The following is a 17,721-nucleotide window of genomic DNA, read 5'->3' as shown; positions in this document are numbered from 1 at the left end:
TCTTTAAGTATGGACTAGACAATATAGCACAATGGTTGTTAAACCCTTATTGTCAGATAAATACAAATCCTATAAAATTTTTGTCATGTACTTAGACTTTTGTCACCTTTTAAATACTTACTATTTGATTTTCAAAATCTTATAAATATATCAAAAGTGACACTTATTAGTCACTCATTTGTTACTTTATTGTTTACTTTTTGTAACTAATGAGTCTTTATAGTAGAACTTTTCAACCACTGATTTATTCTTTGTCCTCGGGGCAAAGTTTATCAATAAAGAGAATGCCTTGCAAGTGATCGAACTCGTGTTGAAAGACAATCCCTGTAAAATCGGTTTCACGCGAATAGCCTTCTAATCGTTCTTGTACCAGATTCCCGTTTTCGTCTGTATATTCCACGTCAACCCAAGGATAACGGATCGAATTTCCGCTAACATCAGGAATCGACAGGCAACCATCGCGCTCAAAGCAGATAGTTTCTTGCGGATGGTTTACTATTTTTGGGTTAATAGCCACTATAACAGGATAGTCGGGTTGGTCGATACGAGTAAACAGGAATAAGTTTTTAGCTATTCCTACTTGCGGTGCAGCAATGCCTACTCCTTCCTCAAAAGCCATAGTTGCTTTGAGACGGTCAATAAGTAATTGAAGGTCTTTCGACCCGTTGCTATTTTCAATAGCAGAACATTTTTGTCGCAAAAAAATAGAATCTTGCTGATCTGTAATCGTCAGAACCCGAAATGGAGTTTCCGGTGTTCCATTGTTTATCAGATTTTTTTCTTCTTGAGTAAATTGTGCCATACTTTTTACAGAAAAGAGGGTTAAACCTATTAGTAAGATGGTGGAAAGTTTCATATTAAGGAATGCTAAATAATGGTTGTCCCTTTACCTTTGCCGATTTCGGAAGCTTGTGTAATGACAACTTCGCTCACTCCTTTTTCTATTGATTTGAAGGCATTTTCGAGCTTAGGAAGCATTCCTCCCTGTATGATGCCCTCCTGTACGTATTTTTGATAGCTGGCCTTATCTAATTGCGGTATTACGCTGTCGTCATCGTGCTCATCCATCAGTACGCCTTTTTTCTCGAAACAATATACGAGGCTTACATCATAATATTCTGACATTGCCTGAGCTGTTTCGGCTGCCATAGTATCGGCATTCGTATTTAGCATATGACCTTTCCCGTCATGCGAAAGAGGTGCTACAATAGGTACAATACCCTGATCGATCAGAAGTTTCAAAACATCCGCTTTTACTTTCTTTACATCACCAACAAAACCATAATCAATATCTTTAACAGGACGTTTTTCGGAACGGATTATGTCCATATCGGCTCCTGTCAATCCAAGAGCATTGACCCCAAGAGATTGTAAACCTGCTACAATATTTTTATTTACCAGTCCGCCATATACCATAGTCACCACTTGTAGAGTTTCGCTGTCGGTAATACGCCTTCCGTCCACCATTTTACTTTCTATACCAAGGCGTTCGGCTAATTTGGTTGCCGATCTGCCGCCTCCGTGTACCAGTATTTTAGAGCCTTCTATTGTAGAAAAATCGTGAAGTAGTTGTTTAAGGGTATCTTCTTCTTCAACAATTTTACCGCCTACTTTTATAATTGTAAGTTTATTTAATGCCATATTTGGGTATATAAATTTATCTGGGTGAGGTGTTTAAAGTTATGCGACTGAGAGTGATTATCTTCTGATATTTACCATATTGGTTTTAGGTAGTAATCCGTCCAGAGCCTCAAAATAATCGAGGGTTCTCTTTATTCCTGTTTTGGTTTCGTTGCTTATGGTGAAAGAAGAGCCATCGTTCAATATTACTTGACAATTTCTGCCATTGCTAAGAGCTTGTAAGAATTTCAAATCTTTATTCTTCACATCATTGTCGTACCAGCTGAATGATGCTCCTTCTACAAATCGGTTATCAGAGCCTTTCGAGCGGTTTGCTTTATAGGAATATGATTCTCCGTCAATACTGAATTTATATACACTCGCATCTCCATATTGGATACGTACCCTGAGGTTTCTCGCAACATCGTCAGGAGCTTGAAAATAGACATATATACCTGCCTGATCGGCTGAAAGTGCATTTTTGATCTGAATCCATTCTCCTTCTTTATCAAAATAATGAGCTAAGGACTCTTGTGATGGTTTGTTTTTTTGTATTGTATCTTTTTTTTCCTCTACGGTGGAAATAGTGCCTTTTTCGGATTCGGAAACTGATATATCTTTAGTTGGGGCACTATTACATGCAAAACCCACAGATAGTATAAGTAATGAGATGATAACCTTTTTCATGATGACATTTTCTTTTAAGGTCTTCGACCTGTTTTTATTGTAATTGCAAACCCAGTTGCAGTTACAAATATAACTAGTCAGTTTCTAATTTTACAAATAATAATTGTAAAGAGTGTGGTTAGCTATCTATTTTTCAGGCATAGAAACAAAAAAGAGATCTCTTCACAGGGATCTCTTTTCCAGGAAAATCAAAAAGTAATTATCAAAATACCTGTTTTATTTCATACAGGTAAATTTGCAATTTGTATTTTTATTAGTAACGCTAACTATTTAATGCAATGCTCTGTCACCATAACTGTTTGTTTTTGTTATGCCCAACCTTGCAATAAAAAGGTCTTCGACCTTAATACTTATAAGTTATCGGATACTCTTTAGTTGCATTACCGAAGTCTAAGACTTTGATAATAAATTTTATCGAATCTTTGTTTTCTGCCTTAAAAGGTCTCAGATCGAAAGCTACATAACTGTTGACACCGTATCTTTCGGGATCACCATTTTTATTATGTCTGAATTCCAAAATAATTGCACCATCTTTAGAGATTGGTGCTTCATCCAATTTGTTTCTGACTAAATTAATAGAATGAGATATCTCTCCTCCCGTATTATATCCAAAACGAATATTCAGATAGTTATCGCCTGTCCATAGAGACAGTAATTTTATCGGGTCGTTTCCTATTTCTTTTTCATTTTCGGAAGTTAAGTCAACTACATTTTTGGTTAAAATATTCTGTATCTGATTTATTCTGGCATAGTGGTCATATTCTCCTATCTTATCAGATAATAAAGTAAAATTCACAAGAACTCTCTGATTACTTTTGGGTACAAAATGCGGAGCAGAACTCACAGGCCACAAAGTTTCACCATTATCTAAGGTGAGATAATAAGTGCCGGCAGTACTGTCTATGGAGTTAACGGTAGCTATTTCTACCATGTATTTATCTAAACTATAACCATCATCATTTGTACATGAGCTGAAAGCGAAAGTTGTAAGTAACCCTACTAAAAAAATTAAACTATATCTTATTGTTTTCATTGTTCAAAATCCTCCTTATTCTTTTTTCTATTTTGTAGATGCAGTTAATTATAGATTGCTGCATTTAATATATGTGAAAATCTTATAAAAAACACGATTTAGCTTACTTTTTGAATAAAATATTATCATGTGTTTGGCTTAATACCATTCTCGAAAATGTGCTTATCCTAATTTTGGATGAAAAAGTCTTTTTTTAGCGTGATTCGGCAACAAAGTAACGAGTTCCTGTTTTTGCTCTCCATGTTTTGTTTATCAGTCCTCAAAAGAACATAAGTACCTACTAATACGTTATTAATATAAAAATGGCACTGTCTCAAAAGCAGTATAATAACAGAACAAAACTCTTTTATTTTGTATGCTATTTTACTTTTGAGGCTCTCTTATTTGAATATGGAATTTATAACAAATTGAGACAAAGATATGTTTGATAGTGATAAAAATGCTCTAATAGCTCTATCGGGAGATAAAGAAATTATTCTGAACTCTAAAATGGCTAATCGTCATGGTTTGATTACGGGTGCAACAGGTACGGGAAAAACCGTGACACTTCAAAATCTGGCAGAAACATTCAGTAAAATGGGAGTTCCTGTTTTTGCAGCCGATATTAAAGGAGACCTGTCGGGTGTTTCAAAGTCGGGAGGGAATAAAGAAAGTGTTATAAAAAGGGTAGAATCTTATCATCTGAATGATAAAGGTTTCGAATTTCAGGAATTCCCTGTTCAGTTTTGGGATGTATTCGGAGAGCAGGGAGTGCCTGTTCGTGCAACGGTTGCCGATATGGGAGCTCTTCTTTTTAGCCGTTTGTTGTCTCTCAATGATACACAAAGTGCAGTTTTGAGTCTTATCTTTAAAGTAGCTAAAGATGAATCGTTGGAATTGATCGATTTGAAAGATTTACAGAAGATAATCGAATATGTCGGCAATAACAGTGCCTCTTTCACTACTAATTATGGAAATATATCGACTGCGAGTATAGGCGCAATACAGAGAGGACTTCTCCAGTTGGAACAAGATGGGGCAGATAAGTTTTTCGGAGAGCCCAATCTCAATCTGGATGATCTGCTGCAAACAAATGGTAATAAAGGGGTTGTTAATATACTTGCTGCCGATAAACTGATGAACGCACCTAAAGTCTACTCAACCTTTTTGCTATGGATGATGACTAAGTTATTTGATGTTCTTCCCGAAATAGGAGATCCGGAGAAACCCAAACTGGTATTCTTTTTTGATGAGGCGCATCTTCTTTTCAGCGATGCTCCCAAAGCTTTAGTAGATAAGGTGGAGCAGGTCGTAAGGCTGATCCGCTCAAAAGGGGTAGGGGTGTACTTCGTAACCCAAAGCCCGGCGGATATACCCGATTCGATACTGGCTCAATTGGGGAATCGTATTCAACATGCTTTGAGGGCATATACTCCAAAAGATCAGAAGGCGGTGAAAGTTGCAGCACAGAGTTTCAGAGCCAATCCTAAATTTGATACAGAGAAAGTTATCTCGGAGTTAGAAACGGGTGAAGCTCTCATTTCTTTTTTGGATGAAAAAGGAGCTCCGCAACCTGTTGACAGGGCGTTTATTCTTCCACCGGAAGGGCAAATAGGACCTGTTACTTCAGATGAGCGAAAGTCACTAATAGAAGGGTCGTTACTATATCGTCATTATGGAGAAACCATCGATCGGGAATCTGCTTATGAAATACTCTCAGCCCGTCTCAAGACTATTCAGCAGGAAAAGGATACAAAGGAGCAGGCAAAACTGGATGAACTGAATCGTAAAGAGCAGGAGAAAGCACAGCGTGCTCAGGAAAAAGCCGATCAGCAGGCATCCAAACAGCGTTCTAAGCTTTGGGGTGCATTGGCAACAACTTTGTTGGCTCCTGTTGTACGTGAAGTTGCTAAATCTTTATTTGGAGGAAAAAGGAGTAGGAAGTAAGGTCTTAGACCTTTTTATTGCTTTGCTAAGCAGAGCAGTAATAGTCTGTTATGATTCGAAAGTATATCATTAAATACTTTCATTTACTTAATTGTAATGGTATAAATATAGAAAAACTACCTAAACGCTTTCAGGTAGTTTTTCCGGTTGATTGATTGATATAAAAAAAACTGTTTTTAATAATTACGTGAGATTTAACTCTCTAAGTAAGTCAGAAAATACTTGGATCATTTTTTTGTCGGAATATCCCGGTTGAGGTACTAACAGAATCCTGTATACCTCATATTCCGAACAATAGCGGGTAAAGTCAGAATCGACCCTTACAATGCCTGTTGACTCGATGCTGTCGATCACATCGTAATCAGGCTTAATAAACAGTTCGCAGGGTATAGGGTAGCCTTTTGCTGCATATCGGTGATCGAAAGATATAAATGTTTTGTCTGAGTCTATGATGATAGATGCCTCATTGTAAACGACTTGTATTCGGGATCTCATAAAGTGTTAGTTTTGTGTTCTTAGTATTCTTACCTTTTTATTTCTTGGTTAATGTCATTTAATAAAGTTTGTTTAAACCGAATAAGTAATTTCAACTATTTGATATTATAATTAACTATGGTTGTTTTACCTGCCGAAACAATAAAAAGATCTCAGACTTTAAATATAGAGTTAAATAGTTATACCGTCTTTAATTATAAACTAATATTTTTCTCCAATTTTAACAGGGATAGATTAAAAAATACTATTCGTCAGAATCCTTTATTTCCCAAATCTGGCGAATGTCATTAATATTATATTTATTAAATATCGATTCAATCCCTTCTTTCACGTGAGCGGGTATATTTATGTAACAAGCTCTCTTTCGGTAATAGTCTTGTTTTGAACAGCCTAAAAAAATGATAATATCGCCCTGAATTTTACTATAATCAGATTTTGATAATAGCTCTAATCCCGGAGTAAAAGAGTAGTATTTCTTTTCTATAGCCATAATATTCACGAATTTGGTTACTTTTGTAACCTGTAAAGTTAATGATAATGCAAATGTAGGAAAATTATCACTAAAAATCAAGAATAGGGTAAAATTTTACTAAAAAATATTTTATGGCATTTGGAGAGAGGCTTAATTCTTTGATAATTGCTTTGGGAGCTAAAAATATCACTTCTTTTGAGGATCATATCGGAGTCTCAAGAAAGACTCTTGCGAAAGTAATTAATAAGGGAACTGATACGGGATGCAAAAATATTTTCAAAATATGGGAAAAATTCCCCAATGTAAACCTGCATTGGTTGTTAACAGGTAATGGAAATATGTTTATTGATGAGGCAGATTCGTATAAACCCTATCCTGAAAATATATCTATTCAATCGGTTGTTGCCGAAGGTAGCAGTTCTTCTAATTATTTTCGGGAAGAGTATATAAATGAATTAAAAGATCATAACGAATCTCTTAAATTAGAAAACAGAGACAAGCAGAGCATTATTGAGATGTTTATAAGTGGAAAAGTTATCGTGCCTCCTTATGATAAGTGATAGAGTTTCTATCCGATAAAACTAGAAATTTGAGATATAGCATCTATTGCATATAACGTTAATTATATGACTGATTATAATTGTTACGCTAACCAGAGGATGAAAAACGTATAAGACCTTTATTTGTAGAGTAATATTTCCCTTAATTTCTTTTTCTTAGCCTCGGTCAATCTAAGTTCCTGTTCCATATATTTATCAACAGATCCACTCTTGTTTTCCATACACGATATTGCATATCTCAGATAGGATATATCAGCCTTGCATACAACAGTTGCAGCTTCCTGCATTTGTTCGGGTAAATATCTGGCTTCACCCATTACCATTTGTTCGCTGATGTATAGATTCGATAATAAATAATCGTCTTCGTTGGCATCGTTAGGTATTCCCAAAGCCCGAAGAAGGAAATAGCTTGCAAGCCCTGTGCGGTCTTTACCCAAGAAACCATGATAGAGAATCGGATAATTATTTTTATCGCTGAGAACTTCAAAGAAACGTGCATATTCTTCTGAATACTTTTCAACCATAGTTCTGTACATATCCTGAGTGAAGAGTATCGCATCTCCTCTATAGAAAGTACCGTCCAGAATTTTATCCCTTATATATGCTCTGTTTCCCGAAGCTATGGGCAAATGAAGCATCTTGGGGGCTGTATATAAGTCGGGTGAATTCTCGTATTCTCCCACATCTCTGAAATCTATGATTGTTTTTATGCCAAGGGATTCTATAATCTTATAGTCTTTATTGGTAATTTCGGATAAATCTCCCGAACGGAAAATTCTGCCCCATTTTACCTGTCTCTTTTCAGTTGTAAAGTATCCGCCCAAATCGCGCAGGTTCTGCATGTTATCCATCCTGAAAACATGATTTGAGATAATTCCCGAGAATGTTTTATTTACTTTTAAACGGAAGAATTTTCTGGTCAATGAGTCTTGTACAGGTATATGTGCCACATAATCGCTTACCATAGTTTCCATCACGGGAGGCTCCGAAAATACCGAATCGTTGTCCGACATGTATATTTTAATCTTATCTTCCGGTGAAGTTGGCGATACTTCCCACTTTAAGACATAGTTACCTGCCCTATCCCTATCGCAATAGTAATAGATATCAGGATGTTTGGTACATCCTGTGGTAATTAGCAGGGAGCTAAATATAAAAAATGAGGTTATATCTTTAATCATGCTTCTTTTACTGACTCAACAAGGATGCCAATTTATTAAAAAATAGAGAAGGATGAAAGCGATTAACCTTTCATCCTTCTTATTTTATGATTATTTAAAACAACTCAGTGCTTTTCTATAAATCTTATGGATTTTTAGTGGCTGCTTCGGCATTTATTGTCTTCAATATATTTTCCGGAATACCAATTTGATAGCCTTCGGAAGAATATAATATACCTCCTATGTCGGATAAATAAATTGTTAAAGGAAAATTGTTCGAAAACTCTATTTGCAAGGCACTTGTTATAGCATTTAACAATCCACGATTATTATCAACTCCCCAAACCGATTGCTTAGGCAGATTCTTGAATACCGATGCATCAAAAGCTTTGCTTACTTTATCGTCGGGTACTAAGAAGAGTACACCTCCGCCCCATTCATTTAATTCGGCTTGTTGATTAGGAATATCCTGAAGAACGTGCTTGGTAGGTTCTTTGTCGGGGTCTGCAAAGCAGATGATTATACCTTTTCCGTTAGCGATCAATTTCAAAGATGTTTCGGTGCCGTTCGGTAGTGTTATACGGCTGTTCATGTCCACAATTCCTTGTATCTGAATACGACCTTCGGTTTTAGGCAGAACTATGTCCAAAGTTTTTGTTTCGCCTTCGTTCAATGTGAAATATTTGATATCTGTGGTTACAGAACCGTCATTGGCACGGCTGCCTATGATAAGGCGATAATATCCGGCATCGACCGAAACTTGTCCCGGAAGAGTTTTTAAGGCGGCATCTCCTTCGAAATCAAGAGTCAGAAAATCTCCGTCCACAAATTTGGCAATGGTGTAATGACTCGAATATGCCGGTTTAACAATGTTAGAATCCGAATTATTGAATACTATAGTCCCTTTCGGGTATTGTGCTTCCGATTCGTCGTTCAGGTTTACATTGATCCATTCTCCGTTCGTATAATATTGAGGACGTGATGTTGCCGGTTCGATACGGGCAGCAATACCTTCCGCACGACAAATAGCAACAAATAATCCGTTACGTGATTCTTTATCCGCACGACCCAATTCTACTGCTCCCTGAGGCGATATGGGGCATTTATAATAATTCTCAATCTCATCAAGTGTAACATTGCTGTTTATATAGTTGACGATTTGCTCTATGGTGGCTCTTGCCTCTGTAGGATATTGTGCATCAATTTGCTCTTGTAAGAATGGTCTCCAAGGTCTGATTAACTCTCTGGATATACGAGGTGAGAAAACAGAACCTGCGACCATATCCTTAGGTATGGTTGTCTCAAATCCGGATTTTTCTCCTAAACGAAGGTGGCTTAAAAGGTATTCACATGGAGTATCTCTTACATCTTTGGCTGTGAGTGAAGCAAGATAAGGGAACAGGTAAGTATTATTTTTTTCTTGCTGCATGAAATCTTTTACATCCCGCCAGTTGCCTTGCGACATTTCCAGATATTTCCATGTATCGTCTGCATTCAGACCATTATCCGCAGCAAATTTACGTGCATCTGTTTCGTTTATGAAGGTTTTCATGTAAGCATTTCTCAGTGAGTCTTCATAGGCCAGACGTACGGCATTAGCTGCGATTTTTTCGGGAGAAAGTTCTTTTATCTTCTGAGGAACAGGAGGATTTATGACAAATGTTTCCTGATAGGTTTTTCCTGCTGTTTTGTCCAGTACGATTGTTAATTCGGGACTGTCGGGTTCCGATTTTACATAACCGTAGTTAGTTCCGTCGGTTGCCCATACTAACAAATCTCCCTTTCCCGTAATAACAGATGCCTGTCCGTCAGCTTTAGTTGTATATGTAGTTATCGGATAGAATTCCGCATAATTATATACATTGAACTTAACTGTTGCACCTTCTACCGCTTTACCGTTTTTGTCAACTACTTTTACTTTTGCTCTACGGGTTTCGGTGTAATTAGACAAGAGGTTGATGACTGAATAGAGATCTGCCTGAAGGTTCTTTTCTTCTTTTCCGTTATATACACCAAATACATTGGTATGTACCATCATAGCTCTTTTTGCAGGTCCGCTGAACCATCCTACGTTTAATTCGGGCTCAGGCTCACAGGCACCGAGATAGTTCCATTTACCGTCTATCCACACTTCCACCCAAGCATGATTGTCATCGGTATGTGCCCAGCGTGGGGTATAACATTGACGGGCAGGAATACCTACCGAACGCATCGCCATAGTAGTGAAGGTAGATTCTTCGCCACAACGTCCCCATGCTGTACGCACCAGAGCGAGTGGGGCAGAGGTACGTCCGTCTGTTGCACGGTAGTTTACCTTTTCGTGGCACCAGTGGTTTACTTCCAGAGCGGCTTGCTCCATGGTCATGCCCTTAACTCTATCTTTAAGCTCGTCGAAGAATACTTCACGGGCATTATCCAGATTTTCGTTATTTACACGGTACACCAGTACGAAATGACGGAATATATCTTCGGGTATCGTTTTACCCCAATCAAAATATTCGCGAGCCTTAAATGCTGTTCGTACCTGATTTAAATAAAACTCACCATTGTAATCGGCCAGATCTGACAGGGGCATATATGCATATAAAAACTCTAAAGCTTCTTTTTCCTGAGTAGTGAGTTTCTGATTGAATACATCGAATAAAGCCTGATTGCGGCTTGTTGCTAATTCTTTTCTTGCCAGAAACTGTTTGTGTACTTGCTGAGAATACGCAGAGTGATCGTTTGTTGTTTGACCAAATGATGCACAGACCAATGCGAAACTTAAGGTAAGTACACTAAAAATTCTTTTCTTCATGGGTATCTGTATTGAGATGAATAAGTAACCGTTCAAATTCTATAGAGAATGAATGTATATAAGGGTGAAAAATCTTTCACCCATTTTCGGAAGGGCGTATAATTATACGCCTCTGCCAAAGCTATAAAAAGGTCTGAGACCTTATTTCTCTATATCAAGAAGTTCTACTTCAAATATCAGGTTGGAATAAGCAGGTATAGGTCCTCCGTCTCTGTCGCCGTAAGCCAGATCGTAAGGAATATAAAGTATCCATTTAGAACCTACAGGCATCATTTGCAGAGCTTCAGTCCATCCCGGTATTACTTGTGTAACGCCAAATGTGATAGGTTCGCCACGATCTACACTGCTGTCGAATACTGTTCCGTCAGTTAAAGTTCCGTGATAGTGTACTTTTACTTGGTCTCCGGCTGTGGGAATAGCTCCTGTACCTTGTGTAATCACTTTGTATTGAAGTCCGCTAGGAAGAGTTACTACACCTTCTTTCGTTGAATTTTCAGCCATAAATTTTTCACCTGCTGCAATTTTCTCGGCATTGGCTAGTTTTTTTCCTTCCTGCTCTCTTTCTTGTAAAGCATTTATTCTGTTTTGAACCATTTCGTTGCTGTTAGCAATAAGTATAGGTTCTTTTTTAATCGCATTTGTTAAACCTAACAGAATCGCTTGTTTATTTAGTTCTGCCGATTCGTCATTACCCAGTACTTGTTTTGAGAATTCGGCAGTCATTCTGTTTAGTTGATCACCCACTTCCAGACCTTTACCGTATGCAAAGTTTTTTTCTGCTACTGCCTGAAAGCGTTCTCCGATACCTTTAAGAAGCATTTCAATATTTTGAGTATTGCTTACAACAGCGGAATCTAATTTAGAACTCAGTTCGTTGTTTAACCTCACTTTTTCTTCGGGTGTGGCAGCATTAGCTATCAGAGCGTTATACTCTGAGCTTATTGCTGCAGTATCAGTTATTACGTTCAACTGTACCAGATATTGTTCAAGACCTTGCTCGGCAAGGCTTACTCCATAAGCATATAAAATAGAGTCGTTTGCTGTTTGTAAAGAAACGGGGTTAATTTGTTTAACTGCTTCTTTTTTGTTTTTTTTCGCATACACTACAGAAGTGCTTATAGATGCTAGTAGTAAAGCTGATAGAAAGATCTTTTTCATTTTGAATGATTGAGTAAAGTATAACTATTTATTGTTAAATTATCCAACTATAATGTGCTTCGCCAAATGTAGAGACGAACCATTTTTAATTTAGAAAATAAAAATAGATATTTTTTATCAACTATTCTATTTATTGCATCGAAATAAGATATTCTTATGGTTGTATCGGGATTTTTTTCTCCAAATCCAACAACCTTTTCTTACGCCACAAACCACCACCGTATCCGGTTAGGGAGCCATCCGTACCTATTACTCTATGACAAGGTATAATGATTGATATCTTATTCATTCCATTTGCATTGGCTACTGCTCTTACTGCTGCGGGTTTGCCAATGGCTTGTGCTTGTTGCAGGTAAGATACTGTACTTGCATAAGGTATTTTCATAAGCATTTGCCATACCTCTTTCTGAAAATCGGTTCCCACTGTGTCGAGCGGAACAGTAAACTCTTTTAGATTTCTCTCGAAATATCCGGTTAATTCTTCTTTCAGTAATTCAAAATGTGGGTTGTGTCCCTGTACAATAGTTGCGTTTAGGGATTTTGCCAGATGTTTTAGTTCGGTTTCCAGCATTTTTCGATCAGTAAACTCTAAAAGACAGATGCCCTTATCAGTGGCACAGGCAACCATGGTGCCTAGGGGCGTTTCGATTCGCATTATATCAACAATGCTCCGGCTTTTACTTTTTGAGGGCGAGACTCCGAATACTTTTTTAAAAGATTCATTGAATCCGCTTAAAGACTCGTATCCCGAATCGAAGGCAGTATCTGTAACACTCGTTCCGGTCTGGTATTTTTTGAATGCCGTATTTAATTTATGCAACCTCTGATAAGCATGGAAAGTAATCTGATGGTTTTTCTGGAACCATCGTCGGATGGTACTTGGTTCTATTCCCATCTGTCTCAAATCATAATCCTTTAGTTTGACACTCGGGTCATCTTCCAATAATTTCATTATTTGGTTTATGTATTCGGGAGTATCTCCTGGATTTTCCATCGGATGACATACTTTGCAAGGTCTGTATCCTTTCAAAATGGCATCTTTGGTTGTAGCGAAGAACTCTACATTTTCCTGTTTAGGCTTACGTGCGGTACAGGTGGGGCGGCAAAATATCCCTGTCGTTTTTACTCCGACAATGAATATTCCTTCGAAAGATTTATCTTTCTCGATCAGAGCTTTGTAGTATATAGTATCGTCTTTCATTATAGTAAGTTTTTCTTGTTCAAAAGTATAATTAGTAAATGAAGACTACAACCGAAAAATTGACAACTATTTTTGTGTCACAGACCTTTTTGTTGCTTTGGTAAGTGTAGTAACGATAATGAGCTATCATTGCGGAATGTATGTTTTTTGCTCCTATTATTTATTTTTAGGAGTCTGTATACGATTATATATCAAAGTTATGCATATATCAAAAATAAATTGTTACCTTTGCAGCGTTTTAGACGAATAAAGATTCTTTCAATTTACTACAAAGAGAATCGTAAAACAAAATTATCTATCACAAAGATAACAGGGCTAAGGGTCTATATTCCGTTAAGAACGTAATTGAAGGAAAATTTAAACTTGTGAGAGTGGATGGCTTTCCTGATAGGAATATGAATTAAAACATGGGGATCAATTATTTCTCTCTTTTCTTAGTCGTATGTAAAATGGTGGCAGAGGACAGAATAATTGCTTCCACAGCAAATTTTCTAAAAATATTTAATGAAGACATTTGAAGAATTAGGTGTTGCTCCGGAAATCCGTAGAGCGATCGAAGAAATGGGTTATGAAAGTCCGATGCCCGTACAAGAGGAAGTGATTCCTTATTTATTGGACGAGGTTAGAGATGTTATAGCATTAGCACAAACCGGAACAGGTAAAACAGCAGCTTTCGGGCTTCCTCTTCTACAAAAAGTAGATGTAAAGAAAAATGTACCACAAGCATTGATATTAGCTCCTACGCGTGAACTTTGTTTGCAAATAGCGGGCGATCTAGCTGATTATTCTAAATATATTGACAACTTGAGAGTACTTCCTGTATATGGAGGTTCAAGTATTGACAGCCAAATTAAGACATTGAGACGTGGTGTACAAGTTATTGTTGCTACTCCCGGCCGTCTTATCGACTTGATCAACAGAAGAACTGTTGATCTTGAAAACATCAAATACGTTGTATTGGATGAGGCTGACGAAATGTTGAACATGGGATTTACCGAAAGTATCGATGAGATTCTTTCTAAAGTGCCCGATACTCGTTCTATGTTGCTTTTCTCGGCTACTATGCCTAACGAAATTGCAAAGATTACGAAAAAATACATGCGTGAACCTAAAGATATTACAATCGGTCGTAAGAACGAAGGTTCTGTCAATGTAAAGCATGTATATTACATGGTACATGCAAAAGATAAATATCTTGCACTTAAACGTATTGCTGACTATAATCCAAGTATATATGGTATCGTTTTCTGTCGTACTCGTCGCGAGACTCAGGAAATTGCAGACAAATTGATACAGGACGGTTATAGCGCAGATTCATTACACGGAGATCTTTCTCAATCGCAACGTGATTATGTAATGCAGAAATTCCGTATGCATAACATCCAGTTATTGATTGCAACAGACGTTGCTGCCCGTGGTTTGGATGTGGATAGTTTGACTCACGTAATCAATTATGGTTTACCTGACGATATCGAATCTTATAACCACCGTAGTGGTCGTACAGGTCGTGCCGGAAAAACAGGTATCTCGATTGCTATTGCACACGTGAAAGAAAAAGGAAAAATCCGTGAGATCGAAAAAATAATGAACAAGAAGTTTGAAGCAGCTACAGTTCCTTCGGGAGATGAGATTTGCGAAAAACAATTGTTGAGCTTTGCAGATAAAATCGAAAAAGTAAAAGTAAACGAGGACGAAATTGCCCGCCTTTTACCTTCAATATATCGCCGTTTAGAATGGCTTGAAAAAGAAGACATCATCAAACGTGTTGTTTCTATGGAATTTAATCGTTTGATCGATTATTACCGTGAGGCAGACGATATAGAAGCTCCATCAGACAGATATAACAGTCGTGACGATAGAGGAATGACGTCTCGTAACAGCAGAAGAGGAGAAGACCGTTTTGAATCGAGAGGCAACGGTGGTTCTCGAGGAGCAGAAAAAGGTTACGCTCGCTTATTCATCAATTTAGGACGCACGGATAATGCTAATCCTGCGACATTGATGGGCTTGATTAACGATTTCGTTCCCGGAAAAGTGAGAATCGGTCGTATCGATTTACTGCCTAACTTCTCATTCTTTGAAGTACCCGAAGCTGATGCTCAACGAGTAATCAGCGGCTTGAAAGGGCAGGAGCAAAACGGACGCCGTATTTCGGTAGAAGAAGCTCAAGGTGGTGCTCCGGCAGAACGTCGCGAAGGTAGTAGAAGACCTTCTTTCGGTGGCGGTAGTGGCGGAGGAGACAGAGCTCCTAAAAGACGCGAAGGTGGCAACCCTTCTTATGGAAGTGGTGGAGATAAAAAAGAACACCGTAAAGGTGGTCGCAAACCTAAATTTTCGTAACTCGGAAAAATATATATATTATAAAAAAGAGCTGTTTCATCTGAAACAGCTCTTTTTGTTTATGCGCTTTCTTTGCTTGATGATCTGATCTTACAGTTACTTATTGATTAAAATAAATAGTTATTTTTGCGCCATTAATAAGTGATGAGAAAGATCCGCTTGATAATTTGCGTTCATAAAACTTACTTTCTACAATGATTGTGGTCGGTTTATCAATAATATTAGGATTGATAATAATTTTTCCATCGTTTTCAATTATAGCTGTTTGATCAGGAAAAATCGCAGAATCTCCCCTGACTAGCTTTCCATCCTTTTCATAAGAATAACGTACAATATTCGAAGGATCGAAATCATAATATATGAATACTTTGGCTCCATTATCGTAATGGATTTGAGATGAAGTGTTTGTTTTATAAAATACATTTATTTCTATTTCGGGATTCTTCTCTTCTACAATACCATTATCATCGTCCTTACTACAAGAATTGAATAGTATAAATGGAAAAATTAGCAATAGGTTAAGTATTTTTTTCATAATAATTGGGTATTAATAATTATTCTATATCTTAATCGAAACTTAAATAAGCGGATAATCTTTCAATATCTCTTGAACTAAAATTTTCATTATCGGATAAGTTAGAAATATCATTGATCTTACCCAATTTCCTTAATTCGACAATAGCTTGTACTTGTTTTTCTTCAAAGTAAGGATGGCTGAGGAGTTGCTCTGCCGGAATCTTATTTATCCGGATTAGCTTATGTTTCTTCTGCATTACCAAGTAAGGTAATATCTTGCTGAATTTATTGATCGTAACGCCTTTTACCTCATATAATTGTTCAAGAGAAGTAAATCCTCCCAAAGAGTTCCGATACTCGATTATACGTTCTGAAAATGTACTTCCTATTCCGGGAATACGAGTAAGTGTGTTAACAGATGCTGAGTTAATATCTGTAGTTTGACCCGACTCAAGTTTCTGTTTATTGATTTTTGTGGGTTTTGCCGAAGTAGACAATTTATTTTCTTCTGAAACTTCTTCTTCAATAGGTGCTATCTGCTCCATATCATTTTCGAATTGCACAAAATCTTTTTGTATTTCCTCATTTTGATCTTGATAAACAGAATCAGTAGACGTGAATTTATTCATGTAAATAAAAATACCTCCACTGACAACTATCAGATTCAATAAGAGTATAATGGCGATTCTATCACCTTTCGAAAAATAAAAGAAGTCCTTCTTCCATTTCCACATACAGTTTGTGTTAAGTCGTTAATCGGTTGTAGACGAAGTTATCTTGAATGGATAGCAAATAACAAAAAGGTCTGAGACCCTAAGTTTTTTGATTATTTTTTCTCTTTTCTTTTTAAACGGTGTTCAACTTTCTTTATATTAATAGAATTAAACAGAAGTTCGCTTTGGCGTTTCCCTTTCGATATGTTTAAGCCAATCCGCACATAGGTTTTTTATGCAATGCCAATATAGTCGATAATTTCAAATTGAATACTCTGAATATATGGGGTAGCACTGTTTTTGTGGCTGACACTACCTCTGTCTGTAATATGTAATAAATAATCAGTTAAAATACGGGAATATTATCATCATATTCATCTTGCGGGCCATTGGAGCGCTTGTATTCATAAGCCCAATATGGCATTTTAATGCCAGCATACTCACCTTCGGGATGACAATGAATCAATTTGTTGAAATCGGAATTAAAATAATAAAAAATGTCAAGCCAGCGAGAGTAAGAGCTATCTGAATAAATATCTTTATGCTGATAAACATGTGTTCCCTCTTTAGTTTTTATGTAATACCAATTTGTTTGAGAAGGCATCATAGACCCCATATAGCCATAAGACTTCTTAATTCTATACCCATCTTTATCTGATTCATAACACATGTCTTTGTTATTGATAAAAGTGATATACATACCCCCGTTTTCTTTGGTTTTAACGCCATTTTCATCAATCTTTGCTACCTTTTGATAATAATAAGTTTGACCATAATTATAGAAAATAGTCATTCCCAATAAAATAAATACGAAAATAAATTTTTTCATGTTTTTTTACTTTGAATTGTTTATAATTAAATTGAATTATTCATGCGAATCAGTAGTTGAACTTTTCCGCTGATTTGTTTAGTTAAAATGTTTATAATCAATAAAATAAGCGATTGATTATTTGCTCAATCTCTTGAAAATCATTAACTTAAAAGAATAATCCCCATTATTTTTCAGTTATGATTCCCAAGAAGAAAGAGCTTAAACTGATAAA

16 protein-coding genes are annotated in these 17,721 nt (G+C 36.8%); 3 read left to right on the top strand and 13 right to left on the bottom strand.

The window, feature by feature from the left end; genetic code table 11:
- Positions 1 to 244: 244 nt before the first annotated feature.
- The 4 genes from def to CLV62_RS20815 all read right to left on the bottom strand — a co-directional run bounded on the left by def (position 245) and on the right by CLV62_RS20815 (position 3,340).
- Complete coding sequence (gene def / locus CLV62_RS20830) at positions 245 to 802, bottom strand: peptide deformylase (RefSeq protein WP_110312702.1); 558 nt, start codon at positions 800 to 802, stop codon at positions 245 to 247.
- A gap of 65 nt (positions 803 to 867) precedes the next feature.
- Entirely contained in the window at positions 868 to 1,641 is a 774-nt protein-coding gene (argB, locus tag CLV62_RS20825) for an acetylglutamate kinase (RefSeq protein ID WP_110312701.1), read from the bottom strand.
- 57 nt (positions 1,642 to 1,698) lie between these two features.
- Positions 1,699 to 2,307 carry a hypothetical protein gene (locus CLV62_RS20820; protein ID WP_110312700.1) on the bottom strand — a complete coding sequence of 203 codons (609 nt, stop codon included), beginning with the start codon at positions 2,305 to 2,307 and terminating at the stop codon, positions 1,699 to 1,701.
- A gap of 343 nt (positions 2,308 to 2,650) precedes the next feature.
- Positions 2,651 to 3,340, bottom strand: coding sequence for a NigD1/NigD2 family lipoprotein (locus tag CLV62_RS20815; protein ID WP_110312699.1), 690 nt, complete (start codon positions 3,338 to 3,340; stop codon positions 2,651 to 2,653).
- Positions 3,341 to 3,760: 420 nt separating this feature from the next.
- Here CLV62_RS20815 and CLV62_RS20810 point away from each other — a divergent pair, with 420 nt between their 5' ends.
- Positions 3,761 to 5,266, top strand: a complete 1,506-nt coding sequence (locus tag CLV62_RS20810) for a helicase HerA-like domain-containing protein (RefSeq protein WP_110312698.1) — start codon at positions 3,761 to 3,763, stop codon at positions 5,264 to 5,266.
- Between the two features lie 183 nt (positions 5,267 to 5,449).
- Here the strand turns inward: CLV62_RS20810 and CLV62_RS20805 are convergent, their stop codons facing one another.
- Positions 5,450 to 5,761 (bottom strand): hypothetical protein, encoded by a 312-nt coding sequence (locus tag CLV62_RS20805; RefSeq protein ID WP_110312697.1) that lies wholly within the window; start codon positions 5,759 to 5,761, stop codon positions 5,450 to 5,452.
- Positions 5,762 to 6,005: 244 nt separating this feature from the next.
- Positions 6,006 to 6,251 carry a hypothetical protein gene (locus CLV62_RS20800; protein WP_110312696.1) on the bottom strand — a complete coding sequence of 82 codons (246 nt, stop codon included), beginning with the start codon at positions 6,249 to 6,251 and terminating at the stop codon, positions 6,006 to 6,008.
- Between the two features lie 113 nt (positions 6,252 to 6,364).
- Between CLV62_RS20800 and CLV62_RS20795 the strand changes: the two genes are divergently transcribed.
- Entirely contained in the window at positions 6,365 to 6,793 is a 429-nt protein-coding gene (locus CLV62_RS20795; RefSeq protein ID WP_110312695.1) for a helix-turn-helix domain-containing protein, read from the top strand.
- Positions 6,794 to 6,912: 119 nt separating this feature from the next.
- On the opposite strand, the gene CLV62_RS20790 is transcribed toward CLV62_RS20795, so the two are convergent.
- The 4 genes from CLV62_RS20790 to CLV62_RS20775 all read right to left on the bottom strand — a co-directional run bounded on the left by CLV62_RS20790 (position 6,913) and on the right by CLV62_RS20775 (position 13,109).
- Entirely contained in the window at positions 6,913 to 7,974 is a 1,062-nt protein-coding gene (locus CLV62_RS20790) for a tyrosine-protein phosphatase (RefSeq protein ID WP_110312694.1), read from the bottom strand.
- Between the two features lie 124 nt (positions 7,975 to 8,098).
- Positions 8,099 to 10,750 carry a transglutaminase domain-containing protein gene (locus CLV62_RS20785; protein ID WP_110312693.1) on the bottom strand — a complete coding sequence of 884 codons (2,652 nt, stop codon included), beginning with the start codon at positions 10,748 to 10,750 and terminating at the stop codon, positions 8,099 to 8,101.
- A gap of 141 nt (positions 10,751 to 10,891) precedes the next feature.
- Positions 10,892 to 11,908 (bottom strand): FKBP-type peptidyl-prolyl cis-trans isomerase, encoded by a 1,017-nt coding sequence (locus CLV62_RS20780; RefSeq protein ID WP_110312692.1) that lies wholly within the window; start codon positions 11,906 to 11,908, stop codon positions 10,892 to 10,894.
- 154 nt (positions 11,909 to 12,062) lie between these two features.
- Entirely contained in the window at positions 12,063 to 13,109 is a 1,047-nt protein-coding gene (locus CLV62_RS20775) for a bifunctional transcriptional activator/DNA repair enzyme AdaA (RefSeq protein ID WP_110312691.1), read from the bottom strand.
- A gap of 504 nt (positions 13,110 to 13,613) precedes the next feature.
- Here CLV62_RS20775 and CLV62_RS20770 point away from each other — a divergent pair.
- Positions 13,614 to 15,449 carry a DEAD/DEAH box helicase gene (locus tag CLV62_RS20770; RefSeq protein WP_110312690.1) on the top strand — a complete coding sequence of 612 codons (1,836 nt, stop codon included), beginning with the start codon at positions 13,614 to 13,616 and terminating at the stop codon, positions 15,447 to 15,449.
- A 100-nt stretch (positions 15,450 to 15,549) separates the two neighbouring features.
- On the opposite strand, the gene CLV62_RS20765 is transcribed toward CLV62_RS20770, so the two are convergent.
- The 3 genes from CLV62_RS20765 to CLV62_RS20755 all read right to left on the bottom strand — a co-directional run bounded on the left by CLV62_RS20765 (position 15,550) and on the right by CLV62_RS20755 (position 17,507).
- Positions 15,550 to 15,984, bottom strand: a complete 435-nt coding sequence (locus tag CLV62_RS20765) for a hypothetical protein (protein WP_110312689.1) — start codon at positions 15,982 to 15,984, stop codon at positions 15,550 to 15,552.
- 31 nt (positions 15,985 to 16,015) lie between these two features.
- Positions 16,016 to 16,699, bottom strand: a complete 684-nt coding sequence (locus CLV62_RS20760) for a helix-hairpin-helix domain-containing protein (protein ID WP_110312688.1) — start codon at positions 16,697 to 16,699, stop codon at positions 16,016 to 16,018.
- A 325-nt stretch (positions 16,700 to 17,024) separates the two neighbouring features.
- Positions 17,025 to 17,507, bottom strand: a complete 483-nt coding sequence (locus CLV62_RS20755; protein WP_110312687.1) for a hypothetical protein — start codon at positions 17,505 to 17,507, stop codon at positions 17,025 to 17,027.
- Positions 17,508 to 17,721: the final 214 nt, after the last annotated feature.

It is taken from the genome of Indolivaga alginatilytica, assembly GCF_003201355.1.
Lineage (GTDB): Bacteria > Bacteroidota > Bacteroidia > Bacteroidales > Dysgonomonadaceae > Dysgonomonas_A > Dysgonomonas_A alginatilytica.
The sequence above is the reverse complement of the archived record's forward strand: the minus strand, read 5'-3'. Positions and strand labels throughout refer to the sequence as shown.

Bases quoted from the DNA above. Each gene is read 5' to 3' on its own strand.
- argB (WP_110312701.1), bottom strand. From the start codon at position 1,641: ATGGCATTAAATAAACTTACAATTATAAAAGTAGGCGGTAAAATTGTT.
- CLV62_RS20785 (WP_110312693.1), bottom strand. From the start codon at position 10,750: ATGAAGAAAAGAATTTTTAGTGTACTTACCTTAAGTTTCGCATTGGTC.
- CLV62_RS20765 (WP_110312689.1), bottom strand. From the start codon at position 15,984: ATGAAAAAAATACTTAACCTATTGCTAATTTTTCCATTTATACTATTC.
- CLV62_RS20780 (WP_110312692.1), bottom strand. From the start codon at position 11,908: ATGAAAAAGATCTTTCTATCAGCTTTACTACTAGCATCTATAAGCACT.
- CLV62_RS20755 (WP_110312687.1), bottom strand. From the start codon at position 17,507: ATGAAAAAATTTATTTTCGTATTTATTTTATTGGGAATGACTATTTTC.
- CLV62_RS20820 (WP_110312700.1), bottom strand. From the start codon at position 2,307: ATGAAAAAGGTTATCATCTCATTACTTATACTATCTGTGGGTTTTGCA.
- CLV62_RS20795 (WP_110312695.1), top strand. From the start codon at position 6,365: ATGGCATTTGGAGAGAGGCTTAATTCTTTGATAATTGCTTTGGGAGCT.
- CLV62_RS20760 (WP_110312688.1), bottom strand. From the start codon at position 16,699: ATGTGGAAATGGAAGAAGGACTTCTTTTATTTTTCGAAAGGTGATAGA.
- CLV62_RS20775 (WP_110312691.1), bottom strand. From the start codon at position 13,109: ATGAAAGACGATACTATATACTACAAAGCTCTGATCGAGAAAGATAAA.
- CLV62_RS20815 (WP_110312699.1), bottom strand. From the start codon at position 3,340: ATGAAAACAATAAGATATAGTTTAATTTTTTTAGTAGGGTTACTTACA.
- CLV62_RS20770 (WP_110312690.1), top strand. From the start codon at position 13,614: ATGAAGACATTTGAAGAATTAGGTGTTGCTCCGGAAATCCGTAGAGCG.
- CLV62_RS20805 (WP_110312697.1), bottom strand. From the start codon at position 5,761: ATGAGATCCCGAATACAAGTCGTTTACAATGAGGCATCTATCATCATA.
- CLV62_RS20790 (WP_110312694.1), bottom strand. From the start codon at position 7,974: ATGATTAAAGATATAACCTCATTTTTTATATTTAGCTCCCTGCTAATT.
- def (WP_110312702.1), bottom strand. From the start codon at position 802: ATGGCACAATTTACTCAAGAAGAAAAAAATCTGATAAACAATGGAACA.
- CLV62_RS20810 (WP_110312698.1), top strand. From the start codon at position 3,761: ATGTTTGATAGTGATAAAAATGCTCTAATAGCTCTATCGGGAGATAAA.
- CLV62_RS20800 (WP_110312696.1), bottom strand. From the start codon at position 6,251: ATGGCTATAGAAAAGAAATACTACTCTTTTACTCCGGGATTAGAGCTA.